This is a genomic window from Alcaligenes sp. YSL9 (genome assembly GCF_030515105.1).
GTDB classification, from domain to species: domain Bacteria; phylum Pseudomonadota; class Gammaproteobacteria; order Burkholderiales; family Burkholderiaceae_B; genus Alcaligenes; species Alcaligenes phenolicus.
In genome coordinates this window covers 618,683-639,309 of record NZ_JALXJU010000002.1, presented here as the reverse complement: position 1 = coordinate 639,309, position 20,627 = coordinate 618,683, and the positions used below count along the sequence as shown (strand labels likewise).

Annotated in this window: 17 protein-coding genes, 1 tRNA gene and 1 pseudogene; 12 read left to right on the top strand and 7 right to left on the bottom strand. The window is 57.7% G+C overall.

Features of this window, described 5'->3' with window-relative positions; translation table 11 throughout:
* The first annotated feature begins 23 nt into the window (after nt 1-23).
* The 4 genes and pseudogenes from M2Q46_RS11070 to M2Q46_RS18770 all read left to right on the top strand — a co-directional run bounded on the left by M2Q46_RS11070 (nt 24) and on the right by M2Q46_RS18770 (nt 4,714).
* Nucleotides 24-1,133: a glycosyltransferase family 4 protein gene (locus M2Q46_RS11070; RefSeq protein ID WP_060186276.1), complete on the top strand. Its 1,110-nt coding sequence runs from the start codon at nt 24-26 to the stop codon at nt 1,131-1,133.
* Between the two features lie 63 nt (nt 1,134-1,196).
* Nucleotides 1,197-2,324, top strand: coding sequence for a glycosyltransferase family 4 protein (locus tag M2Q46_RS11065; protein WP_009461098.1), 1,128 nt, complete (start codon nt 1,197-1,199; stop codon nt 2,322-2,324).
* Nucleotides 2,321-3,343, top strand: a pseudogene (locus M2Q46_RS18775) (glycosyltransferase); the annotation flags it as partial. The gene M2Q46_RS11065 and the pseudogene M2Q46_RS18775, both read left to right, overlap by 4 nt.
* A gap of 255 nt (nt 3,344-3,598) precedes the next feature.
* Nucleotides 3,599-4,714 (top strand): glycosyltransferase family 4 protein, encoded by a 1,116-nt coding sequence (locus M2Q46_RS18770; RefSeq protein ID WP_338018800.1) that lies wholly within the window; start codon nt 3,599-3,601, stop codon nt 4,712-4,714.
* Nucleotides 4,715-4,994: 280 nt separating this feature from the next.
* On the opposite strand, the gene M2Q46_RS11055 is transcribed toward M2Q46_RS18770, so the two are convergent.
* Nucleotides 4,995-6,383 carry a phosphomannomutase/phosphoglucomutase gene (locus tag M2Q46_RS11055; RefSeq protein WP_302357236.1) on the bottom strand — a complete coding sequence of 463 codons (1,389 nt, stop codon included), beginning with the start codon at nt 6,381-6,383 and terminating at the stop codon, nt 4,995-4,997.
* 129 nt (nt 6,384-6,512) lie between these two features.
* Between M2Q46_RS11055 and M2Q46_RS11050 the strand changes: the two genes are divergently transcribed.
* The gene (locus M2Q46_RS11050; protein WP_026485046.1) at nt 6,513-7,928 is read left to right on the top strand and encodes an FAD-binding oxidoreductase; all 1,416 of its coding nucleotides are present in this window, start codon (nt 6,513-6,515) and stop codon (nt 7,926-7,928) included.
* A 21-nt stretch (nt 7,929-7,949) separates the two neighbouring features.
* On the top strand, nt 7,950-8,636 hold the full coding sequence (locus M2Q46_RS11045; protein WP_115634269.1) for a phosphatase PAP2 family protein: 687 nt from the start codon (nt 7,950-7,952) through the stop codon (nt 8,634-8,636).
* 171 nt (nt 8,637-8,807) lie between these two features.
* Here M2Q46_RS11045 and fahA read toward each other — a convergent pair whose 3' ends face one another.
* The 6 genes from fahA to mutM form a co-directional block, all read right to left on the bottom strand.
* A complete protein-coding gene (gene fahA, locus M2Q46_RS11040) occupies nt 8,808-10,133 on the bottom strand; it encodes a fumarylacetoacetase (protein ID WP_009461093.1) in 1,326 nt (441 codons plus the stop codon).
* Nucleotides 10,130-11,434 (bottom strand): homogentisate 1,2-dioxygenase, encoded by a 1,305-nt coding sequence (gene hmgA, locus M2Q46_RS11035; protein WP_115634268.1) that lies wholly within the window; start codon nt 11,432-11,434, stop codon nt 10,130-10,132. Before hmgA ends, fahA begins: the two co-directional genes overlap by 4 nt.
* A gap of 15 nt (nt 11,435-11,449) precedes the next feature.
* A complete protein-coding gene (locus tag M2Q46_RS11030; protein ID WP_009461092.1) occupies nt 11,450-11,659 on the bottom strand; it encodes a DUF2783 domain-containing protein in 210 nt (69 codons plus the stop codon).
* Nucleotides 11,647-13,320 carry an FAD-dependent oxidoreductase gene (locus tag M2Q46_RS11025; protein ID WP_115634267.1) on the bottom strand — a complete coding sequence of 558 codons (1,674 nt, stop codon included), beginning with the start codon at nt 13,318-13,320 and terminating at the stop codon, nt 11,647-11,649. Before M2Q46_RS11025 ends, M2Q46_RS11030 begins: the two co-directional genes overlap by 13 nt.
* 24 nt (nt 13,321-13,344) lie before the next feature.
* Nucleotides 13,345-14,301: an MBL fold metallo-hydrolase gene (locus tag M2Q46_RS11020; protein ID WP_009461090.1), complete on the bottom strand. Its 957-nt coding sequence runs from the start codon at nt 14,299-14,301 to the stop codon at nt 13,345-13,347.
* Nucleotides 14,302-14,465: 164 nt separating this feature from the next.
* Complete coding sequence (gene mutM, locus M2Q46_RS11015) at nt 14,466-15,293, bottom strand: bifunctional DNA-formamidopyrimidine glycosylase/DNA-(apurinic or apyrimidinic site) lyase (protein ID WP_009461089.1); 828 nt, start codon at nt 15,291-15,293, stop codon at nt 14,466-14,468.
* Between the two features lie 122 nt (nt 15,294-15,415).
* On the opposite strand from mutM, the gene M2Q46_RS11010 reads away from it, so the two are divergent.
* The 6 genes from M2Q46_RS11010 to M2Q46_RS10985 all read left to right on the top strand — a co-directional run bounded on the left by M2Q46_RS11010 (nt 15,416) and on the right by M2Q46_RS10985 (nt 20,547).
* Nucleotides 15,416-17,161 carry a tetratricopeptide repeat protein gene (locus tag M2Q46_RS11010; protein WP_226348149.1) on the top strand — a complete coding sequence of 582 codons (1,746 nt, stop codon included), beginning with the start codon at nt 15,416-15,418 and terminating at the stop codon, nt 17,159-17,161.
* Nucleotides 17,158-17,754 (top strand): outer membrane lipoprotein LolB, encoded by a 597-nt coding sequence (locus M2Q46_RS11005; protein ID WP_254002683.1) that lies wholly within the window; start codon nt 17,158-17,160, stop codon nt 17,752-17,754. Before M2Q46_RS11010 ends, M2Q46_RS11005 begins: the two co-directional genes overlap by 4 nt.
* A gap of 21 nt (nt 17,755-17,775) precedes the next feature.
* Nucleotides 17,776-18,714, top strand: coding sequence for a 4-(cytidine 5'-diphospho)-2-C-methyl-D-erythritol kinase (gene ispE, locus M2Q46_RS11000; protein WP_302357235.1), 939 nt, complete (start codon nt 17,776-17,778; stop codon nt 18,712-18,714).
* 5 nt (nt 18,715-18,719) lie between these two features.
* Nucleotides 18,720-18,796 (top strand) — tRNA-Gln (locus M2Q46_RS10995).
* Between the two features lie 104 nt (nt 18,797-18,900).
* A complete protein-coding gene (locus tag M2Q46_RS10990) occupies nt 18,901-19,851 on the top strand; it encodes a ribose-phosphate pyrophosphokinase (RefSeq protein WP_009461085.1) in 951 nt (316 codons plus the stop codon).
* A 96-nt stretch (nt 19,852-19,947) separates the two neighbouring features.
* A complete protein-coding gene (locus M2Q46_RS10985; protein WP_035271240.1) occupies nt 19,948-20,547 on the top strand; it encodes a 50S ribosomal protein L25/general stress protein Ctc in 600 nt (199 codons plus the stop codon).
* The last annotated feature ends 80 nt before the right edge of the window (nt 20,548-20,627 follow it).

Genomic DNA, 20,627 nt, shown 5'->3' with positions numbered 1-20,627 from the left:
ATTCGGGAGTTCGCCCTCATATCATGCTGCTTATCCACTCTTTGGGTGGGGGCGGGGCAGAACGTGTCGCCGTCGATTTAAGCGCAGCCTGGGTGGCGCGCGGCTATCGAGTGTCTCTGGTGACGCAGGCCGGCCGTGACAAAGACGCGTATACCGTAGCAGAGGGCGTAGAGCGCCACGTGCTGGGAACGGCAGGCAGCAGTCGTGGCCGCCTGGATGCCTTGTGGAAGAACTGGCGGCGCGTGAGCCGGGTGCGATCCCTGATACGCAAGAACAAGCCCGATGTGGTGCTGGGCATGATGACCACTTCCTCGGTACTGGCCATTTCTGCCGCCAAAGGCTTGCCCTGCAAGGTGATTGCTACCGAGCATACGCATCCGCCCTCCCAGTCCTTGTCCTCTTTCTGGCAAAAAGCCCGTTTGCGTACCTATCCGCAAGCTCATGCCGTGATCGCGCTGACTGCTGGTACTGCAGACTGGTTGCGCGAGCATGTGCCCGGCAGCCAGGTTCAGGTAATTCCTAATGCCGTACGCTGGCCTATGGATAGTGCCGAGCCTGTCGTGCCGGTGCCCGAACTGCCAGAAGGCCGCAAACGTTTGCTGGCGGTGGGGCGACTGCACCCGGTTAAAGGGTTTGACACCCTGATCGAATCCTTTGCCATGTTGTCCAACTATTTCCCGGACTGGGACTTGGTGATTCTGGGCGAGGGCGAGCAGCGTGCTCCTCTGGAAGCACGAATTGAAGAGTTGGAGCTGCAAGAGCGGATTCAGCTTCCCGGTCGCGTCGGCAATATGGCGGACTGGTACGAGCAGTCAGATCTGTATGTACTCAGCTCCCGCATGGAAGGCTTGTCCAACAGCCTGCTGGAAGCCATGGCCAGCGGTTTGACCGCTGTTGCCTTTGATTGCGATACCGGCCCGCGCGAGATTATCCGCGCCAATATTGACGGCGTCTTGGTACGCCCGATTGAAGACGTGGAAGCCCTGGCAGCCCATTTATCCGACCTGATGTCCAACGACGACAAGCGTCAGCGATTGGCACGCCGCGCCACGGATGTGCGCGATCGTTTTTCCTCGGCCCGAGTTCTGGCGCTATGGCAGCAAGTGTTGGAACAGTGCTTGCGTCGGCCTTAAAATGGCGCTTTGCCTAGTGCCAGCAGGCCCAAGCTACCCGGTCGATGAGCCCACGGAGGCCCAGTGAATATTCTGTTTTTCGTCAGCTCCCTGAACGCAGGCGGCGCCGAGCGCGTCGCTTCCACCCTGGCCAATGCCTGGGGTTTGCGGGGCGATCAGGTCACCCTGGTGCCTACTTATAGTGGAGGAGGCAGCGCCTTTTACCCTATTGACTCCAAGGTGGAACTGGTGTGGCTGGCCCATCGCATGCGCGGTAGCTGGTTGCCCAAACCCTTGGCCAAGCTGCGCGCCATGCGCAAGCTGGTGCATGAAAAACAGCCTGATGTCATCGTGTCTTTTCTGACCAATGTGAATATCAATGTGTTGCTGGGGCTGGGCGGCATGGGCGTCCCTATTGTGGTGGGTGAACGCACCAACCCGGCCTTTAGCAGCAGCGCAGGCAAGCTGCTGCAAAGCCTGCGCCGCCGTCTGTACCCCAAGGCGCAGGTAGTGACTGTGCAAACCCGAGCCAGTGTGGCGGCGTTCCAGGCCATGGTGCCGGGCATGAAGCAGGTCATGGTGGTTCCCAACCCCTTGCCGCAGGCCTTGAATGCCGTGCAGCGCGAGGTGCGGGTGGAGGAGAACCGTCACTGCACCTTGATGGCCATGGGGCGTCTGGTGCCCTCCAAACGTTTTGATGTCTTGATCCGCGTATTTGCAGGCCTGGCCGCCGAGCATCCGGAGTGGAAATTGAAAATCTGGGGTGATGGCCCGCAGCGAGCCCAATTGGTGCAGCAGATTGCCATGTCCGGCGCGGGCGACCGTATCGAACTGGCCGGCAAGACCGCTGAGCCCTGGCAGGAAATGGCGCGCTCCCATGCCTTTGTCATGACTTCGGAAGTAGAGGGCTTTCCGAACGTGTTGCTGGAAGCCATGGCCATGGGCCTGCCCGCCGTGACGGTTGATTGCCCCAGCGGCCCGCGCGAAATCAGTTCCGATGGCAAGGATGCCCTGCTGGTGCCGGTAGGGGATGAAGGTGCCTTGACTGCCGCCCTGGCCGAGCTGATGGGGGATGGCGTCTTTCGGGGCGTCTTGGGCCGTCGTGCCGCTGCAGCGGTGCGTCAGCGTTATGAACTAGAGCAGGTTTTGCTTAACTGGGACCAGGTCTTTCAGGCCGCCCGTGGCGGTATCGAAGAGGGAGCCAAAGCATGAGTGCAATGCAGCCAAGGTCGTTCAATCAGGACACAGACGCCGTGGATGACAAGCTGGAGAAAGTAACGCCGCCCTTGCGAGTCGTGCATATTATTGCGGGACTGGGGCAGGGTGGGGCAGAAACCGTCTTGTTCCGCTTGGTGACAGCACCCGGTCAAGATACCGAACATATTGTGATTTCTCTGGGCGAGGAAGATGTTTTCGGGCCGCAACTACGGGCTGCAGACATTCCTTTGTACTGCCTGCACATGCACTCGCCGCTGGGCTTTCTGAAAGGTCTGCGATCGCTGACGCGCTTGCTGCGCGATTTGCAGCCCGATGTGGTGCAGACCTGGATGTATCACTCCGATCTGATCGGTGGTGCCGCAGCGCGACTGGTCGGCATTCCGGCTGTGTCCTGGGGTATTCGTAACTCGGGCGCGAATCTGTATCAAGGCAGCCCGAAAGCTCGTATGGTGGCCTGGCTGTGCGCCCGCCTGTCACGTTTTATTCCCAATTTGATTGTGTCCTGCGCAGAAAATGCCGCCCGACGTCACAAGCAGTGGGGTTATCGTGCGGACATCATGAAAGTGATTCCCAATGGCTACGATCTAAGCCGTTGGCATCCTGACCCGCAGGCACGTGAAGAAGTGCGCGAAGAATTGGGCCTGTCACTGGATACGCCTGTTATTGGCAGTGTGGCCCGCTGGAATCCGCTTAAAGATCATCCCAATCTGCTGGCCGCCTTAGCTCGCAGCCTGCACCGTCATCCAGGCTTGCGTTGCCTTTTGATTGGCGATGGCATGGACAGTAATAACGAAACCTTGATGCGCTTGCTGGATCAGCATCAGTTGCGCGAGAGCGTCATCCTGATGGGACGACGCAGCGATGTCCCTCGCCTGATGAATGCGCTGGACGTGCATGTCTTGTCCAGCTCGGCAGAAGGTTTTCCCAACGTGGTCTGCGAAGCAATGGCTGCGGGGGTGTCCAATGTGGTCACCGATGTGGGTGATGCTGCCTTGATCGTCGGTAATGAGGGCTGGATTGTACCCCCCAGCAATGCTGAAGCCTTGGCAGGCGCGATCAATAGCGCGGTTGATGAACTGGGTGCACCTTCCTGGCAGGCTCGTCATGAGCATGCGCGTGAACGGGTTGCCCGCCTGTTCTCCCTGGAAGGCATGGTCAAGAATTACACGCAGGCCTGGAAGACCTTGACGGCGCAGTATCCCCCCAAGCGCAAGCGCAGCCGTCAGGCCTTGAGTGCCTTGACGGACAATACCAGCAAGAAAACGCGCATGCTGATGTTCGTGGTCAATAACCCCGCTTTTTTCCTGTCGCATCGTTTGCCTTTGGCGCAAGCCGCTCAACGTGAGGGTTATGACGTGCATGTCGCTACCATGGACGGCCCGGCGGTTGCCGAGATCGAGCGTCACGGCCTGCATCACCATGTTTTGCCCATGACACGCAGCGGGACCAACCCCTTGCAAGAGCTGCAAACTATTTGGGCCCTGTGGCGTTTGTTTCGCCGTGAGCGTCCGGAGCTGGTGCATGCGGTCACCATCAAGCCGGTTCTGTATGGCGGGATTGCAGCGCGACTGGCCGGTGTGCCTGGTTTTCTGGCCGCTGTATCCGGGCTGGGCTATGTATTTACCAAGCGCGACAAGTCCTTTGATCCGGTGCGCTGGATTGCCCTGCAGCTTTACCGCATTGCCTTGGGACATCCGAATAGCCGCGTGATTTTCCAGAACAGCAATGACCGTGATGTCTTGCTGGAAGACCGTGTTGTCAAACGCGATCAGTGCGTCCTGATTCGTGGCTCAGGCGTGGACTTGAATCAGTTTCAGGCTTTGCCAGAGCCCGAAGGCCCGCCCGTTGCCCTGATGGTATCGCGCCTGCTGGTAGATAAAGGTGTGCGTGAGTTTGTTGAAGCTGCACGCATCAGCGCTGCTCAAGGTAGCCCGGTTAAATGGGTACTGGCTGGCAGTCCCGACCCCGGTAATCCGGCCAGTATCAGCGATCAGGAGTGGCAGAGCTGGCAAAAGCAGGGCGTGGTGGAGTGTCTGGGCGAACGTAGCGATATTGCGCAGCTTTACGCTCAATCACACATTGCCGTGCTGCCGTCCTACCGTGAGGGCCTGCCTAAGTCCTTGGTAGAAGCCGCAGCCTGCGGGCGCGCGGTGGTTACAACGGATGTACCCGGTTGCCGTGATGCCATCGAACCTGGCGTGACCGGTGTGCTGGTGCCAGTGCGTAATGCGCAGGCATTGGCGGCGGCTGTGATGGACTTGGGTGAAGATACGGCCAAGCGGCAAGCCATGGGGGCGGAAAGCCGCCGTCTGGCTGAAGAGGCTTTTGATATAGGCCGTATCAGCGAGGCTCATCTGGATCTGTATCAGTATTTGAGCCGTTAAGGCTTTGGCTGCCTGGGGCTTGGGCCAAGGCATAAAAAACGGGCTGAACTGCTTGCTGTGACTTGGGGTTGAATCCAAGGTTTCAGAGGCAGTGCAGCTCTTTTTTTATCGCTGTGCTGCCCCAAGGCTAGTCGTCCCGGTAAAAAGTGCCCCCTTGGGGGACAGCAAGCCAAAGTTGCCGCGTGGAGGCATTTTTATACTGCGCTGGAGACTAGAGACTAGAGACTAGAGACTAGAGACCAGCGAGCAGGGATCTGGGCATGAGTGAACTTCCACGGCTTTAGAAAGGCAATGCTGCATCCGGCTTCAAAGCCAGCAGTGCCGCCCGGAATTCTCCCTGGATCCGATCCAGCGCCTCTTGGGACTGGGCCTCAAAACGCAGCACAATCACTGGAGTGGTATTGGAGGCGCGAGCCAGACCGAAGCCGTCCGGATACTCGGCACGTACACCATCAATCGTGTTGAGCTGATTGGAACTGGGGAAACGGCCTTCTTTTTGCAGGCGGGCAATCAAGGCATGAGGCTCGCCTTCGGCCAGCGGCAGTTTCAGTTCCGGTGTGGACAGGTCTTGCGGCAAGGCTTCCAACTCTGCCGTCGGGTTGTCACCGCGCGAGAGAATCGCCAGCAGACGTGCGCCTGTGTACAAGCCATCATCAAAGCCGTACCAGCCTTCCTTGAAGAACACGTGGCCGCTCATTTCGCCCGCTAAAGGGGCACCCGTTTCGGCCAGTTTGGCCTTGATCAGCGAATGGCCGGTTTGCCACATCAAGGGCTCACCCCCGGCCTTGGCAATTTCCAGAGCGACGTGGCGGCTGCATTTCACGTCAAAAATAATCGTGGAGCCAGGTTCGCGCTGCAAAATATCGCGCGCGTACAGAATCAACTGACGATCAGGCCAGATGATCTGACCCGTTCGAGTCACCACACCCAGGCGGTCAGCATCACCGTCAAAGGCCAGACCCACTTCGCAGTCCGTGTTTTGAACATGGGAGATCAGGTCTTGCAGGTTGTGCGGCTCGGCCGGGTCCGGGTGGTGATTGGGGAAGCTGCCGTCTACATCCTCAAACAGCATGTCCACTTCGCAACCCAGGGCCTTGAACAGGCGAGCAGCCACGACGCCCCCCACGCCGTTGCCGCAGTCCAGGGCGATTTTCATGGGACGGGCCAGTTTGACACGTTCGGCGATGGTGCTGACGTACTGGTCCAGCAAGTCCTTTTTCTCGCCGGTGCCTGCTTGAGCCGCAGGCTCAATACCGGCTTGCATGCGTTTCATCAGACCCTGGATATCCTGGCCGTGCAAGGTCTTGCCGGCCATCATCATCTTGAAGCCGTTGTAGTTGGACGGATTATGGCTACCTGTGATGGCTACGCCCGAGCCGGTTTCCAGTACATTGGCCGCAAAATAGACGACGGGAGTAGGAACCATACCCAGATCGACTGTGTTGATTCCGCCTGCTTGGATCCCTTGTTGCAGGGCACGAGACAGAGCAGGGCTGCTGTGGCGGCCGTCGTAACCCACTACCAGGGTTTGCACGTTTTGTTCACGGGCCAAGGCCGCCAGGGCCAGACCTAATTGGTAGGCGAAGTCGGGATTCAGTTGCTCGGGAACGGTGCCCCGAATATCGTAGGCTTTGAATACAGCGGTCGGTAGAGCGGGAATGTGGGTCACTGTCGCGTCCTGAACGAATACACAAAGAAAGAAGTTTAGCGCGAATGCCACCGGCTTTCGTGAGTTACCATTAAGAGCTGTAGCGCGACAGCAAGAGCGCCTGATTGTTTTTCTTGAGTGGCTTGGGTCATGACTTTTCTGAACGAACTTGAACAGCGTATTGGTCAGCAACATGTGCTGACAGGACAATCCATGCAGCAGTACCTGGAGGATTGGCGTGGACGCTATACCGGTACTGCCTTGGCGGTGGCCCGGCCTGCAACGACAGAAGAAGTGGCCCAGGTCGTGCGTCTATGTGCCGAGCATCGCGTGCCTATTGTCCCTCAAGGCGGCAATACCGGTTTGTGCGGGGGCGCAACGCCGGACAACAGCGCCACTGCGCTGGTGCTGTCTTTGGAGCGCCTGAACAAGATTCGCAGCGTGGATACCGACAACGACACCATGGTGGTGGAAGCAGGCTGCATTTTGCAAAATGTGCAGCAGGCCGCCCGCGATCATCAGCGTCTGTTCCCCTTGAGTCTGGCCGCAGAAGGCAGCTGCACGATTGGCGGCAATCTGGCCACCAATGCAGGCGGTACACAGGTTTTGCGTTACGGCAATGCTCGTGACCTGACCCTGGGATTGGAAGTGGTGACTGCCCAAGGTGAAATTCTGCATGGGCTGCTTGGGCTGCGCAAAGACAATACCGGTTACGACCTGCGCAACCTGTTTATTGGTAGCGAAGGCACTCTCGGTATCATCACCGCCGCGACCATCAAGCTCTATCCCCAGCCTGTAGCAGCGTGCACCGCCTTGCTGGCATTGAATACGATTGAAGATGCCGTTCAGGTGCTGGCATTGGCCCGTCAGGGTCTGGCGGCGTCCTTGACCGGCTTTGAGTTGATTGCAGGCAACTGCTTGCAAGCTGTGTTGCACTGCTACCCCGATCAACGCATGCCGTTCCAGGGTCCAGCTGAAAAAGCAGCCTGGTATGCCTTGCTGGAGCTGTCTGATAGCGAAAGCCTGGAGCATGCTCGCGAGCGTTTTGAAAGCGTGATCGGTCAGGCTCTGGAGCAAGATCTGGTGCAAGACGCCGTTATCGCCGAGACCATCGCACAAAGCAAGGCGCTCTGGCATTTGCGTGAAAGCATTCCACTGGCAGAGAAAGCCTATGGGAAAAGCATCAAGCATGATGTGTCCATCCCTGTGTCTGTGATGTCCCAGTTCGTGCACGAGACGGACAAGGCTTTGCAAGAAGCCTTCCCGGGTCTGGAGAACGTGACATTCGGGCATTTGGGTGATGGCAACCTGCACTACAACGTTGCGCGCGGCACGGCTTTCACGGAAGAGGAGCTGCTGAAGCGTCAGGATGAGATCTATGCGCTGGTCCATGACAGCGTGCACCGTTTCCATGGCTCCATCAGTGCCGAACATGGCGTAGGCCAGCTCAAGCGCCAACTGCTGCCCCGTTATAAAGACCCAGTTTCCCTGGCCTTGATGAAGCAGATCAAGACGGCGCTGGATCCTTTGGGGATCATGAACCCCGGTAAAGTATTGCCCGACTGATTGAAGCTACTTGGTGTGTAGATGTTTTTTCGTCCTTATATCGTTGCCAGTGCCGTTTTTTTTACTGTTTTGGGAATCGTTGCGGCAGTGACGATGGGTTCAGCAACGGACCTGTCACTCAGTGCCTATTTCTATGACCCACAAGTCCAGGATTTTTCCTGGCGATTGCAGCCTTTTGTCGATTTATTCGGGCGCAGGCTGGTGTGGTTCGTTCCCTTTGGCGGCGCAGTGGTATGGACGATCGTGGCCTGGCGGCAGCCCAAGGGCTCCCGCCGCCAACTGGCCTGGGCGGGGGCGGCTTTCTTCATGGGTAGTGGCCCGTTAATGGTAGGCGTACTGAAACATCTGACCGCCATGCCACGCCCCTTTAATCTGGCCATGTTTGGCGGTACAGAATCCATGCCCACCTACTTCTGGGCGTACTCCTGGGCTGAAGCAGGCAATGCCTTGCCCAGTGCTCATGCCGCATCCGGCTTTGTGCTCCTGTCCCTGTTCTTTGTGGGCGTCATGACAGGCTGCCGAAAATTGGCCGCCGGGGGCTTTGTGCTGGGTGTCAGCGCCGGTTTGTTGTTCGGCTTTTTACGTATCATGCAGGGCTACCATTTTCTTAGCCAAGTGCTGGCTTCAGGCGCTGTTCTGGGGCTGTATGGCTGCGTGCTGTTTTATATCTTGTGGTCTTGGGCCAGACATAAGCAATTGCCTGCCTAGTGGCTCCATGAATCTGCAAAAAGGGACTTCAAGTCCCTTTTTTGTTTTTGCGAGCCTGTTTCTATAGGTTTTACGTAACAACACCCCGAAGCCAGGTAGCGGCTGCGGGGTGTTGTTCACAAGCAAGCGTCTCTTGCCAATCAGACCTTCGCAGGTTTTGGTGCCTTGAACTTAAGGCACGGCAGGCAATACTCGACCGGCACATTCACCAAAAGACAGGGTCGGGTAGCCATCTTGACGGCACAGGCCTTTCAAAATGATCTCGTCCTGATCTTCCAGGAATTTACGCTGTTCGCCCCAAGGCAGGTCGATGGGGTTTTTGCCGCCCTGGTTCATTTCCAGCAAGGAGCCTTCCTGACCCTTGGCCGGGCCGGACAAGGTGCCGGTGCCCAGCAGGTCTCCAGTTTGCAGATTGCAGCCGTTGACGCTGTGATGGGCGACCAATTGGGCCACAGTCCAATACGCTTCCTTGAAGTTGCTGCGCGAGAGCAAAGCGGGGTCTTTCTTTTGCTGGCGAGACTGTTCGGTGCTCAGGTACACCTCCAGTTCCACGTCCAGAACGCCACTTTCCTGGTTGGTCTGATCCTGCAAATAAGGCAGAGGCTGGGGATCAGACTCGGGGCGGCTGAAGGGGCGACGGAAGGGAGCCAGGGCTTCCAGTGTCACTACCCAGGGGGAGATCGTCGAGGCAAAGTTCTTGGCCAGGAAGGGGCCCAGAGGCTGGTATTCCCAGGCTTGCAGATCGCGCGCCGACCAGTCATTGAACAGGCACAGGCCAAAAACGTGCTCGTCTGCCTGAGCGATAGGGATACGGCGACCGGCTTCGTTGCCTTTGCCAATCAGAATGCCCATTTCCAGTTCGAAGTCCAGGCGTTGGCAAGGACCAAAATTGGGCTGCTCCTGCCCTTCGGGTGGGCGGGTCTGGCCGACGGGTCGTGGGAATTGCTGGCCGGACACACCGATGCTGGAGGCACGGCCGTGGTAGCCAATGGGTACCCACTTGTAGTTGGGCAGCAAGGGCGCATCAGGGCGGAACTGTTTGCCCACCGCCGTTGCGTGGTGCACGGAAATATAGAAATCGGTGTAGTCCCCAATTTGGGCGGGCAGGGCGTATTCCAGCTTGCTGCGCTCGATCAGCATGGGGCGCAGGCGCGACTCCGCAGAGGAGCCTTGGCGCAAGTCATGTGACAAGGCGGCACGCAGCGCGCTCCAGTATTCCTGGCCCAAGGCCATCAGGCCGTTCAGTGCAGGTTTGACGCAAGCGGCCAGGGCGTCGGCGGCTTTGCCGTGCCAGGGGGTATCGCAGGCCAGCAGGCCCAGGTCCAGCGCGTAGGGGCCAATGGCCACCATGACGCGGAAGTCTTCCTGACTGTCACGGCGACGGGCCACGGCAAAGGGCAGGTTCTGGATAGGGAAACCGTTATCGGCCTCGTTGGCGCCGGGCACCCAGCTTTGCAGCTTGGGGTCGTGAGTGTCATTCAGATAAGGTCGGGTCATGCCTTTTGTTCCGTAGAGAAGTGTTTTTCCAGTCCGTCCCAGACGGCATCGTAATTGGCTTGCAGGCTGTCGCTTTGCAAGGCCTGTGGCGAGGGGCGGATGACTTTGCGGGTCTCGAACATAAAGGCCATGGTACCGCGCAGATAGTCTGCCTTGCTCAAGTCCGCACTGCTGGCCTTGTCAAAGGTGTTGGCATCGGGGCCATGCGGGCTCATGCAATTGTGCAGGCTGGAGCCGCCGGGTGCAAAGCCATCGGCCTTGGCATCGTACACACCTTGGATCAGACCCATGAATTCGCTGGCGAAGTTACGGTGGAACCAAGGGGGGCGGAAGGTGTTTTCCATGGCCAGAATGCGTGGCGGGAAAATAGCAAAGTCCAGGTTGGCCGTGCCGGGTGTGTCGGAGGGCGAGGTCAATACGCTGAAAATGCAGGGATCGGGGTGATCGTAGCTGATCGAGCCGATCACATTGAAGTCACGTAAATCGTATTTGTAGGGGGCGTGCGTGCCATGCCAGGCCACGACGTCCAAGGGCGAGTGCGTCAGTTGCGCAACCCAGAAGCCGCCTGTGAATTTGGTGACCAGCTCATGCGGCTCGCTGACATCTTCGTACCAGGCTACCGGTGTTTTGAAGTCGCGGGCATTGGCCAGGCCGTTGGAGCCGATCGGACCCAGTTCGGGCAAACGCAGAGGAGCGCCGAAGTTTTCCAGCAAGTAGCCACGGGCCACATCGTCCAGCAACTCTACCTTGAAGCGGACGCCACGCGGCATGACGGCAATCTCGCAAGGCTCGATTTCCATGATGCCCAGTTCGCTGACCAGCCGCAGGCGACCCTGCTCGGGCACGAACATCATTTCGGCGTCGGCGTTATAGAACACGCGCCGTCCCATGGACTGGTTGATGGCGTACAGATGGATGGCAACGCCGCTTTGCGAGTCGCTGCTGCCATTGCCTGCCCAGGTATGGACACCAGCCAGAAAATCGGTCGGCTTGCCGGGCAGATTCAGCGGGTTCCAGCGCAGGCGATTGGGGTTGGCCGGGCCTTGACCAAAGTCTTCATTCCAGTGGGGAGCGCCTTCAAATGCCGTAAATGCTCCTTGCTTGGCGCTGGGGCGAATGCGGTACAGCCAGGAGCGGCGGTTATCGGCGCGCGGAGCGGTAAAGGCCGTGCCGGACAACTGCTCGGCATACAGCCCGTAAGGGCAGCGCTGCGGCGAGTTGCGTCCCAGTGGCAGCGCACCGGGCAGAGCCTCGGTGGCAAAAGCGTTACCAAAACCAATCTGATAATTCAAAGAGCTCATTAGGGGTCTCCAGATTCAGGCAGCCTGCTCCAGGCAGGTCTGGCGGGCGGCGTCCAAGGCTTGCTTGATCACATCCAGCGAGCCGACATGATTGCACAGCAACAGCACCAAAGCGGCATTCATGGCATGACTTTGTGCTGTGCTCAGGCCTTGGTGGGCATCAATCAACATTTGGTAGAAGTCGTCAGCCCGTTCCAGGGGGGTATCGGTATTCAGTGTAGACATGAAGCACTCTCCAGGAAATGGCCACAGGCTTTGTGCAAGGCAGCCCGGACAGCTTGCCCATCCAGATGACGCCAGCGGGCGCACAGGTGTTGATCGGGGCGAATCAGATAGCAGGAACCGGGTTGGGCGTCGTAACGCTGGCGCAGCATATCCTGGCTGTCGATGATGCCGCCCTGGGCCTGGGTAGCGCTGGTGCCAGCGGGCCAGACACGCAGGCGGGTCAAGAGACCTTGGGCGACCAGTTCGTCTACCACTTCAGACTGGCTGGCCTGGCCTTCGCCAAACTCCAGCAGAGTGAAGCCGCTGCCCAATTGACCCAGCCACCAGCCTTGCTGACCGTTTTGTTCTATAGGTGCATCGGGGACGCAGGCTCCTAGCGGTGTGGCCGTGGCGGAGAACTCGTGTGTGTCAGCCGTATTCAAGGGGCTGTCCGGGTAGGCGCTGGGCAAGGACAGGCGGCCGCTATTGACCAGTACACGGGCAAAGGCGTGGCGACGCGCCAGAATCAGGGCCGCATCACGGAACAGGCGGCTGACTTCGCTTTTAGGCGTGATGAAATCTGTTGAACGGCTGGAATGGCGAATGTTCTCGTCTGCAGCCAATTCACGTTCATGGCTGTAGCTGTCCAGCAGGCTGTCGGGAGCCTGGGCATTCAGAACCAGATTCAGCTTCCAGGCCAGGTTGTCGGCGTCCTGGATACCGCTGTTGGCGCCGCGTGCGCCAAAAGGCGAGACACGGTGGGCCGAGTCTCCAGCAAACAGAATACGGCCATGGCGAAAGCGCTCCATGCGCTCGCAAGCAAAGGTGTAAATGCTGACCCATTCCAGCTCAAAGGGGGCGTCGGCACCCAGGAGGGCACGAATGCGGGGCAGCACGTTTTCTGGTTTGACGGCTTCAACCGGGTCGGCATCCCAGCCCAATTGGAAGTCGATACGCCAGACGTTGTCCGGCTGGCTGTGCAACAAGACAGATTGATTGGGGTGGAAGGGTGGGTCAAACCAGAACCAGCGCTCGGCGGGGAAGTCGGCTTGCATGCGTACGTCTGCAATCAGGAAACGGTCCTTGAATACGCGTCCGCTGCTGCTTTCACCCAAGGCACGGCGAATGGCCGAGCGCGAGCCGTCGCAGGCCAGCAGCCATTCTGCTTCCAGGGTGTAATTGCCTTGCTGCGTTTCTACGTCCAGATGCACGCCTTCTGCCTGATTCACCACGTTCAGCACTTTATGGCCGGAACGCAGTTCAATCAGGGGCTGAGCGCAGACTGCTTCGTAGAGATAACCTTCGCAGTAATACTGCTGCAAATTGATAAAGGCGGGGCGCTGGTGGCCTTCTTCGGGCCGCAAATTGAAGCTCCAGACTTCCTGATTGCGGAAAAAAACCTTGCCCACATTCCAGGACACGCCTTTGTCCATCATGCGCGAGCCCACGCCCAATCGATCCCAGATATCCAGGGTGCGTTTGGCAAAGCAAATGGCCCGTGACCCTTTGGACAGCGTGGTGTCGTCGTCCAGAATCACGACCCGGTGGCCTTTGGCCGCCAGATCCAGGGCCATGGTCAGCCCCACCGGGCCGGCACCCACCACCACAACGGGGTGGCGGGCATGGGTAGCCGGTGGGGGCGCTTGCGTCAGCTCCAGGGTCTGGTAATTAATGTCTCCCATTTTCTTTCTCCCTGGCCTTGCGTCTTACTGACCTTCGAGCTGTTTCCACATCTCCAGATCGCGTTCGGCGGTCCAGATGCGTGGGTCTTCGTGGCCGTTGACTTCGTCGTAGGCACGGGACACGTCAAAGGGCATGCAGTGATCAAAAATGACCCAGTCTGCGTAGCGAGGCTTCATGAAATCGTAGGTTTCACGGTAAATGGTCTTCAGGTCTTTACCGGCTGCCGCGCCTTGCTGCACGCTGGAGTACAGGTCTGTCAAAAACGCGCGCGTGCCGGCCAGGGCCTGACGCACTTCGGTGGCGTTTTTCAGTGCCGGGCCACGGCCAGGAACCATTTGTTCAGCTTTGAAGTCTCCCAGACGGTCCAGTGTGCGGGGCCATTCGCGAAAGTAGCAGTCGCCTGCGTACGGGGTGGATTGGTATTCCACCAGGTCACCGGCGAACAGTATTTTCTGCTTGGGTAGCCAGGCGATGGTGTCGCCCTTGGTGTGGCCACGACCCACTTGCATCAGGTGTACTTCCAGATTGCCCAGGTCCACCGTCATATGACCTTCAAAGGTCATGGTGGGCCAGGTCAGGCCGGGAGGAATGGATTCGGCGTTGCGGAACAGGCGGGGGAAACGGCCGATTTCGCTGGCCTTGTCCTGCTCGCCACGTTCCACGATCAGGTCGTAGGTGTCGCGGCTGGCCAGGATTTCCTGGGCGTTGTAGGCCGAGGCACCCAGCACCCGTACGGCGTGGTAGTGCGACAGCAAGACATACTTGATGGGTTTGTCGCTGACTTCGCGGATGCGACGAATCACGTCTTCAGCCATGACCGGCGTGGCCTGGGTGTCGATCACCATAATGGCCTCGTCACCAATGATGATGCCCGTGTTGGGATCACCTTCAGCCGTATAGGCGTAGGCGTTGTCGGACAGTTTTTCAAAGGCAACGACTTTGTCTTCCAGGTCGTTATGCGAGGCGAAGGACTTGCTCATGAAAATGACTCCACAGTCGATAGGGATGGTGTCAGATTAGTTTATGGTGAATCAGTTAGATATAGGTGAATACCTGAATAGGGTAGGCTTAGTTGGCAAAAAAGCAGACGAGCGCCTGCCTGCCGGAACCGGCATCAGACGCTGTCAGAAAAAAGGGGGAGGGTTTAGCGGCGCTGGCAGCGCGAGCAGTAATAGGTCGCGCGTTGGCCTTGGACTATCCGTTTGATAGGTTGTTGGCAGCGTGGGCAGGGTTTGCCGGCACGCTCATATACATTGGCGTGAATGTCGAAGTAAGCGCCCGGTTCACCACTTGCATTGACGTAATCGCGCAAGGTGCTGCCCCCGGAGTCCAGGGCGGATTGCAAGGTGCTCAAGATGGCCGAGTGCAGTTTTTCGCAACGATGCAAGGAAACTTCACCGGCGGGCAGTTCGGGGTGAATACCGGCCAGGAACAAGGATTCGGAAGCGTAGATATTGCCGACTCCCACCACAATCTTGCCGCCCAGCAGGGCCTGTTTGATGGCGACACGCCGCCCTTGCAGATGTCGGTGCAGATACTCGGGGGTGAACAGGGGGTCGAAAGGCTCTACGCCTAAAGTACGTAGCAAAAGGTGGTTTTCCAGAGGGCCGTCCCTATGGGCATGCCATAATATCGCACCAAATCGTCGTGGGTCGTGCAGCAGGAAGCGGGCCTCATCAAAGATCCATTCCGCATGATCATGCTTGCGGCGTTCTTCATCCAGATCCACACGACGCAAGGAGCCGGACATTCCTAAATGGACGATCTGGACACCTTGTTCAAAATGCAACAACAAGTATTTGCCTCGACGCGTGCAATTCCGGACGACCTGGCCTTCAATCCATTGTGGCAAAGAGGCAGGCACGGGCCAGCGCAGACGGGGCTCGTGAACCAGGAATTGTCGGACATTTTTTCCCTGGATAACCGTCGCAATTCCGCGACGAGTTGTTTCAACTTCTGGCAGTTCAGGCATGGGGGGGTGATACCATCAACAAATCTGATTCCTTTATTGTGCCATCGGGCGTTTTGTCGCGCGTATCAGGGCACGGGTTTTTCTGGATGAATGCTCTGACCTTAGCACTAAAGCTGGGCCTGATGTCGTTGCTTGCAGCGGTTTCGGTGCAAGCCCAACCCTCACTTCCCATACTCAAGGCGGAGCCGCCTGCTGACAAGATTCGTTTGCGCAGCGGGCAATTGCCTTTGGTCAGCCTGACTTCGGACATTCTGTATCGCATTCTGGTTGCCGAAGTGGCTGCTTCGCGTGGTGAATACGACGTTGCCAGCCAGACTTTCCTGTCTTTGGCGCGTGACACCAGCGATCCTCGCCTGGCTCAAAACGCCTTTCAATACGCCATGGCCGACCGTGATTTGGGTCGTGCGCTGCGCGCCGCTAAAGAATGGGCCTTGCTGGCCCCGAATGATCCCGAAGCTAAAGCAACGGCTCTGGCCCTGGAAGCCTCCAGCGGTCAGACCGAAGGCTTGGCCGATGCCTTGTGGCTGCGTATCTCTCGCGCCCAGGATAAAGAGCAGGCCGTGGTCCAAGCCATGAGCATGGTCAGCAAGATGGTGGATCGCCGTTTGGCGCTGGAAGTGCTGGACAAGGCCTTGCAGCAACCCGTGCGCTCCTTGCCCATTGCCCGTCTGGCCTTGGCGGATACCGCCTGGAGTGCCGGGGACATGAGCCGGGCCGAGCGCGAAGCACGGGAAGCCCTGAAGCTGGACCCGCATTCCGAAGCCGCCGCGCAGCGCGTGCTGGAATACGGTATCAAGATTGATCCTTCGGCTGCCTTGCAAAGTGCACGTACCTTCGTGCGAGCCAATCCGGATAGCCGCAAGTTGCAACTGCTGCTGGCCAACCGGCTGGTAGAGCGCCAGCAGTTCGACGAAGCCCAGTCCATCGTCAGCGCCTTGCAACGCGCCAATCCTGAAGATTTTGATCTGCTCTACACCCAGGCCGAAATTCATATTCGTGCCCAGGAGTTTGACCAGGCCCGTAAATTGCTGGAGCAATACATTGCGGTCCAGCAGCAGCGCCGCCAGTCCTTGAACGACGCCGTCAACACGGCTTTGGCCAGTATTTCTGAAGCCCGCTTGTCCTTGGTGCAAATTGCTGAAGCTCAGGGCGATATGAACGAAGCCATTCGCCAGCTGGACTTGATTGAAGAGCCCGCGCTGCGTTTCCAGGCCCAGATTCATAAAGCCGTCCTGCAGGCTCGCCAAGGCAATCTGCCGCAAGCACGTCGTACCCTTGAAAACTCCCGGCCACGCGACATGAGCGAACAGGTCGTTGTGGCTTTGACGTATTCCTCTATCTACCAAGACAGCGGTCGTACCGACCAGGCTCTGGAAGTGCTGGAGCGGGCGGACCGTGAGTTGCCCGATAGCGCCGAGATCAAATACAACCTGGCCATGTTGTACGAGCAGCGCGCCAAGCACGACAAGTTTGAAACCTTGATGCGTCGTGTTATTGAGCTGCGCCCGGACCATGCTAATGCGTATAACGCCTTGGGCTACACCTATGCGGATCAGAATCGCCGTCTGGACGAGGCCCAGGATTTGCTGGAACGAGCCATGGAGCTGGAGCCGGACAATCCTTATATTCTGGACAGCGTGGGCTGGTATCTGTTCCGTGTTGGCGATCTGCAAGCCGCGCTGGAATACTTGCAGCGTTCCTACGAGCGCCTGCCTGAAGCGGACGTTGCCGCCCATCTGGGTGAAGTGCTGTGGGTCAAAGGCCGTCGTGATGATGCCATGCTGGTCTTTCGGGCTGGCCTGAGCAAAGACCCCGAAAACCGAACACTGACAGAAACCATCAAGCGTCTGGGAGTACCGCTGCCGTGAGTATCTTGAAACAGCGGGCTTGGACCCGAGCAGGGGCTTTGGCCCTGGTTGCTTTGCTCAGTGCTTGTGCGACACCGCCCAAATCTGACCTTGGCAGCGTTACGGATGCGTCGCAAGAGGCAAGCGCCTTGTCTCGTTCAGGCCGTTTTGCGCTGAGCGTGACTCATTCCAGCTCGCAGGTCGAAGCCGTGCAGGGGGGCTTTTCCTGGCGCGACGACGGCCAAAAGCTGATGCTGGATTTGAGCAATCCTTTGGGTAATACCTTGGCGCGAGTCTGGGTGTTACCGGGGCGCGCCATTCTGGAACGCACAGACGGTAGTCAGGAAATGGCCTCCCATCCCGATGCCCTGGTTGAACAGGTCTTGGGCAGTCCTGTTCCTGTTGCAGGCTTGCGTGACTGGCTGCATGGCCGCACGGGTAGTGCCCCGGTTCAAAGCGAACGCCGGGATGACCAGCAAAAGCTAAGCAGTTTTGAGCAGTCCGGCTGGCGTGTGACGCTCTCGCGTTACGACGAACAAGGCCCGCGCCTGCTGCAATTGAATCGTCATGAAGCCAACCGCTCCATCAGCGTGCGCTTGGTCGTGGATCAGTAAAGTCCCGAGCAGGTTTGTGTAATGGCGCTCTACAACGTCCCGGCTCCGGCCAAGATCAATCTGTTTTTGCACGTCACGGGTCGTCGTGAGGACGGCTACCATTTCTTGCAAACTGCTTTTCGTTTTGTCGACCTGAATGATTACCTGAGCTTCGTACCACGTAGCGATGGGCAGATCCATCGGGCACACAGTACCTTGAGCGATGTGGAGCCTGAGCAGGATCTGGTGATCAAAGCGGCTCGTGCCCTGCAACAAGCGACCGGCGCTCGGCAAGGCGTAGACATCTCTTGTATCAAGAATATTCCTTCGGGAGCGGGGATGGGCGGCGGCTCCAGCGATGCGGCCACCACCTTGATTGCCCTGAATCGTTTATGGAACCTGGGCCTGAGCCGTCAGGCCCTGATGGATATTGGCTTGCCCCTGGGCGCCGATGTACCGGTTTTTGTATTCGGACAGGCCGCATTTGCCCAAGGGGTGGGCGAGCAGTTGCAAGCCATTCAGATGCCGCCACGACACTACATCATCATCCGTCCGCCGCAATTTATATCCACGGGGGAAATATTTACCTCCGAATGCTTGACACGTGATGAAAAACCCATCACAATGACGTTCTTTACTGATTGGCAAGAAAAATTCTGGCAAGCCAAGGACGACAATCCTTATTTTGGCAGAAACAATCTGGAGTCAGTAGCATTCAGTCTTTATCCTGGTTTAAGAAATTTAAAACGGGGCTTGCAAAGATTAAAATTGAATGCTAGAATGACGGGCTCAGGTTCTTGTTTGTTTGTTGAGTGCAGAGACGAACAAAGCGCCAAGACAGGTCAGTTTGAAATTGACCAAAATAGCAGTAAAATAGATTTTTCTGGTAGCGAAGAATCAAATGGTGGTAAATTGCTGGTCGAACAAACTTGGGTTTGTTCAGGTTTGCAAGATCATCCGCTACGCGACTGGATTAAGTAAGTATTTGGGGAATCGCCAAGCTGGTTAAGGCACTGGATTTTGATTCCAGCATGCGAAGGTTCGAATCCTTCTTCCCCAGCCACCTTTCAGGCCTAGCCTGCGATAATGTAAAGCTGTTGAGTCGTTTCCTTGTAGGGGTTTCGATCAACAGCTTTGCTTTTCCTGCATCAAAATCTATCTCCCATCATGGCACAAGACCGATTCATGATCTTCACCGGCACGGCTAATCCTCGCCTTGCTGTCGATGTCGTCAACCACCTTGATATGTCGCTGGGGAAAATGACGGTGGGTCGCTTCTCTGATGGGGAAGCCATGGTTGAAATCAACGAGAACGTGCGCGGTCGCGATGTTTTCGTTCTGCAGCCCACCTGTGCTCCCACCAACGACAATCTGATGGAAATCATGGTGATGGTCGATGCCTTGCGCCGTGCTTCGGCCGGTCGCATCACCGCCGCCATCCCTTACTTTGGTTACGCCCGCCAGGATCGACGCCCCCGTTCGGCGCGTGTGTCGATCTCTGCCAAAGTCGTGGCCAATATGTTGCAAGTGGTCGGTGTCGATCGCGTCATGATGATGGATCTGCACGCTGACCAAATCCAGGGTTTCTTCGATATCCCTGTCGACAATATCTACGCTTCCCCCATTTTGCTGGGCGATATCTGGCGCTGTAACTACCAGGATATGGTGGTTGTTTCGCCTGACATCGGCGGTGTGGTGCGCGCACGTGCACTGGCCAAGCAACTGGAAGTGGACCTGGCCATTATCGACAAGCGTCGCCCACGTGCCAACGTCTCCGAAGTCATGAATATCATTGGTGATGTCAATGGACGCACCTGCATCCTGATGGACGATATGGTGGATACGGCCGGTACGCTGTGCAAAGCGGCTGAAGCTCTGAAAGAGCGCGGTGCCAAGGCGGTTTACGCCTACTGTACGCACCCTGTGCTCTCGGGCGAAGCTATCGAACGTATTACGCAGTCCCAATTGAACGAGCTGGTTGTAACGGACACCATTCCTTTGTCCGCCAAGGCACGTGAATGCAGCAAGATTCGCCAGCTGTCCTGTGCAGCACTGTTGGGCGAGACCATCTTGCGTATCTCCAACGCCGAGTCCGTCAGCTCCTTGTTCACTGATTAAGTTTTTTAGCGTGCGCTGGTCGCGGCGCACGTCAACTTGGTAGTTCGCTACCACTTTCCGCAGTACGTATTAAGCGTTCTGCAATTGGAGTTCTACATGAAATTCACCGCTACTTCGCGTGATGTACAGGGTACGGGTGCGAGCCGCCGCCTGCGTCGCGCTGGCCAGGTTCCAGCTATCGTTTACGGTGGCGACGAACAACCCGTCGTGATCGCTCTGGATCACAACGAGACCTACCACAACCTGCGCAAAGAAGCCTTCCACGCTTCCATCCTGACGATGGAACTGGACGGTAAAGCTGAAAAAGTGCTGTTGCGCTCGGTTCAGTGGCACCCTTACAAGCAGCAAGTTCTGCACGTTGATTTCCAACGCGTTCTGGCTTCGCAAGCCATCACCACCAAAGTTCCTCTGAACTTTGAAGGTGGCGACGTGTCCCCAGCCGTCAAGCTGAGCAGCCAAGTTATCAGCCACATCCTGACCGATCTGGAAATCACCTGCTTGCCAGCTAACCTGCCAGCGTCCATCACTGTGGACCTGAGCGGCATGACTGCCAACGCCAACGTACACCTGGACAGCATCAAGCTGCCACGTGGTGTTACTTACGCTGGTAACGAAGCCAACCCTCTGCTGGCTGCTGCTTTGCCAGTTGGCGGTGGTGCTGCTGCTTCGGAAGCAACAGAAGAAAGCGCCGAGTAATCAAGATTGCCAGCCGGCTTCGGTCGGCTCGCAGCTTGGCGAATCAACCCCTGTCAGCGTATGCTGGCGGGGGTTTGTTA

What these genes read in the sequence shown, in the direction of transcription:
- M2Q46_RS11010 (WP_226348149.1), top strand. Translation starts at nt 15,416, where the DNA reads ATGTCGTTGCTTGCAGCGGTTTCGGTGCAAGCCCAACCCTCACTTCCC.
- hmgA (WP_115634268.1), bottom strand. Translation starts at nt 11,434, where the DNA reads ATGAGCTCTTTGAATTATCAGATTGGTTTTGGTAACGCTTTTGCCACC.
- M2Q46_RS11030 (WP_009461092.1), bottom strand. Translation starts at nt 11,659, where the DNA reads ATGTCTACACTGAATACCGATACCCCCCTGGAACGGGCTGACGACTTC.
- M2Q46_RS18770 (WP_338018800.1), top strand. Translation starts at nt 3,599, where the DNA reads ATGCTGATGTTCGTGGTCAATAACCCCGCTTTTTTCCTGTCGCATCGT.
- M2Q46_RS11070 (WP_060186276.1), top strand. Translation starts at nt 24, where the DNA reads ATGCTGCTTATCCACTCTTTGGGTGGGGGCGGGGCAGAACGTGTCGCC.
- M2Q46_RS11025 (WP_115634267.1), bottom strand. Translation starts at nt 13,320, where the DNA reads ATGGGAGACATTAATTACCAGACCCTGGAGCTGACGCAAGCGCCCCCA.
- M2Q46_RS11020 (WP_009461090.1), bottom strand. Translation starts at nt 14,301, where the DNA reads ATGAGCAAGTCCTTCGCCTCGCATAACGACCTGGAAGACAAAGTCGTT.
- M2Q46_RS10990 (WP_009461085.1), top strand. Translation starts at nt 18,901, where the DNA reads ATGGCACAAGACCGATTCATGATCTTCACCGGCACGGCTAATCCTCGC.
- M2Q46_RS11045 (WP_115634269.1), top strand. Translation starts at nt 7,950, where the DNA reads ATGTTTTTTCGTCCTTATATCGTTGCCAGTGCCGTTTTTTTTACTGTT.
- M2Q46_RS10985 (WP_035271240.1), top strand. Translation starts at nt 19,948, where the DNA reads ATGAAATTCACCGCTACTTCGCGTGATGTACAGGGTACGGGTGCGAGC.
- M2Q46_RS11050 (WP_026485046.1), top strand. Translation starts at nt 6,513, where the DNA reads ATGACTTTTCTGAACGAACTTGAACAGCGTATTGGTCAGCAACATGTG.
- ispE (WP_302357235.1), top strand. Translation starts at nt 17,776, where the DNA reads ATGGCGCTCTACAACGTCCCGGCTCCGGCCAAGATCAATCTGTTTTTG.
- mutM (WP_009461089.1), bottom strand. Translation starts at nt 15,293, where the DNA reads ATGCCTGAACTGCCAGAAGTTGAAACAACTCGTCGCGGAATTGCGACG.
- fahA (WP_009461093.1), bottom strand. Translation starts at nt 10,133, where the DNA reads ATGACCCGACCTTATCTGAATGACACTCACGACCCCAAGCTGCAAAGC.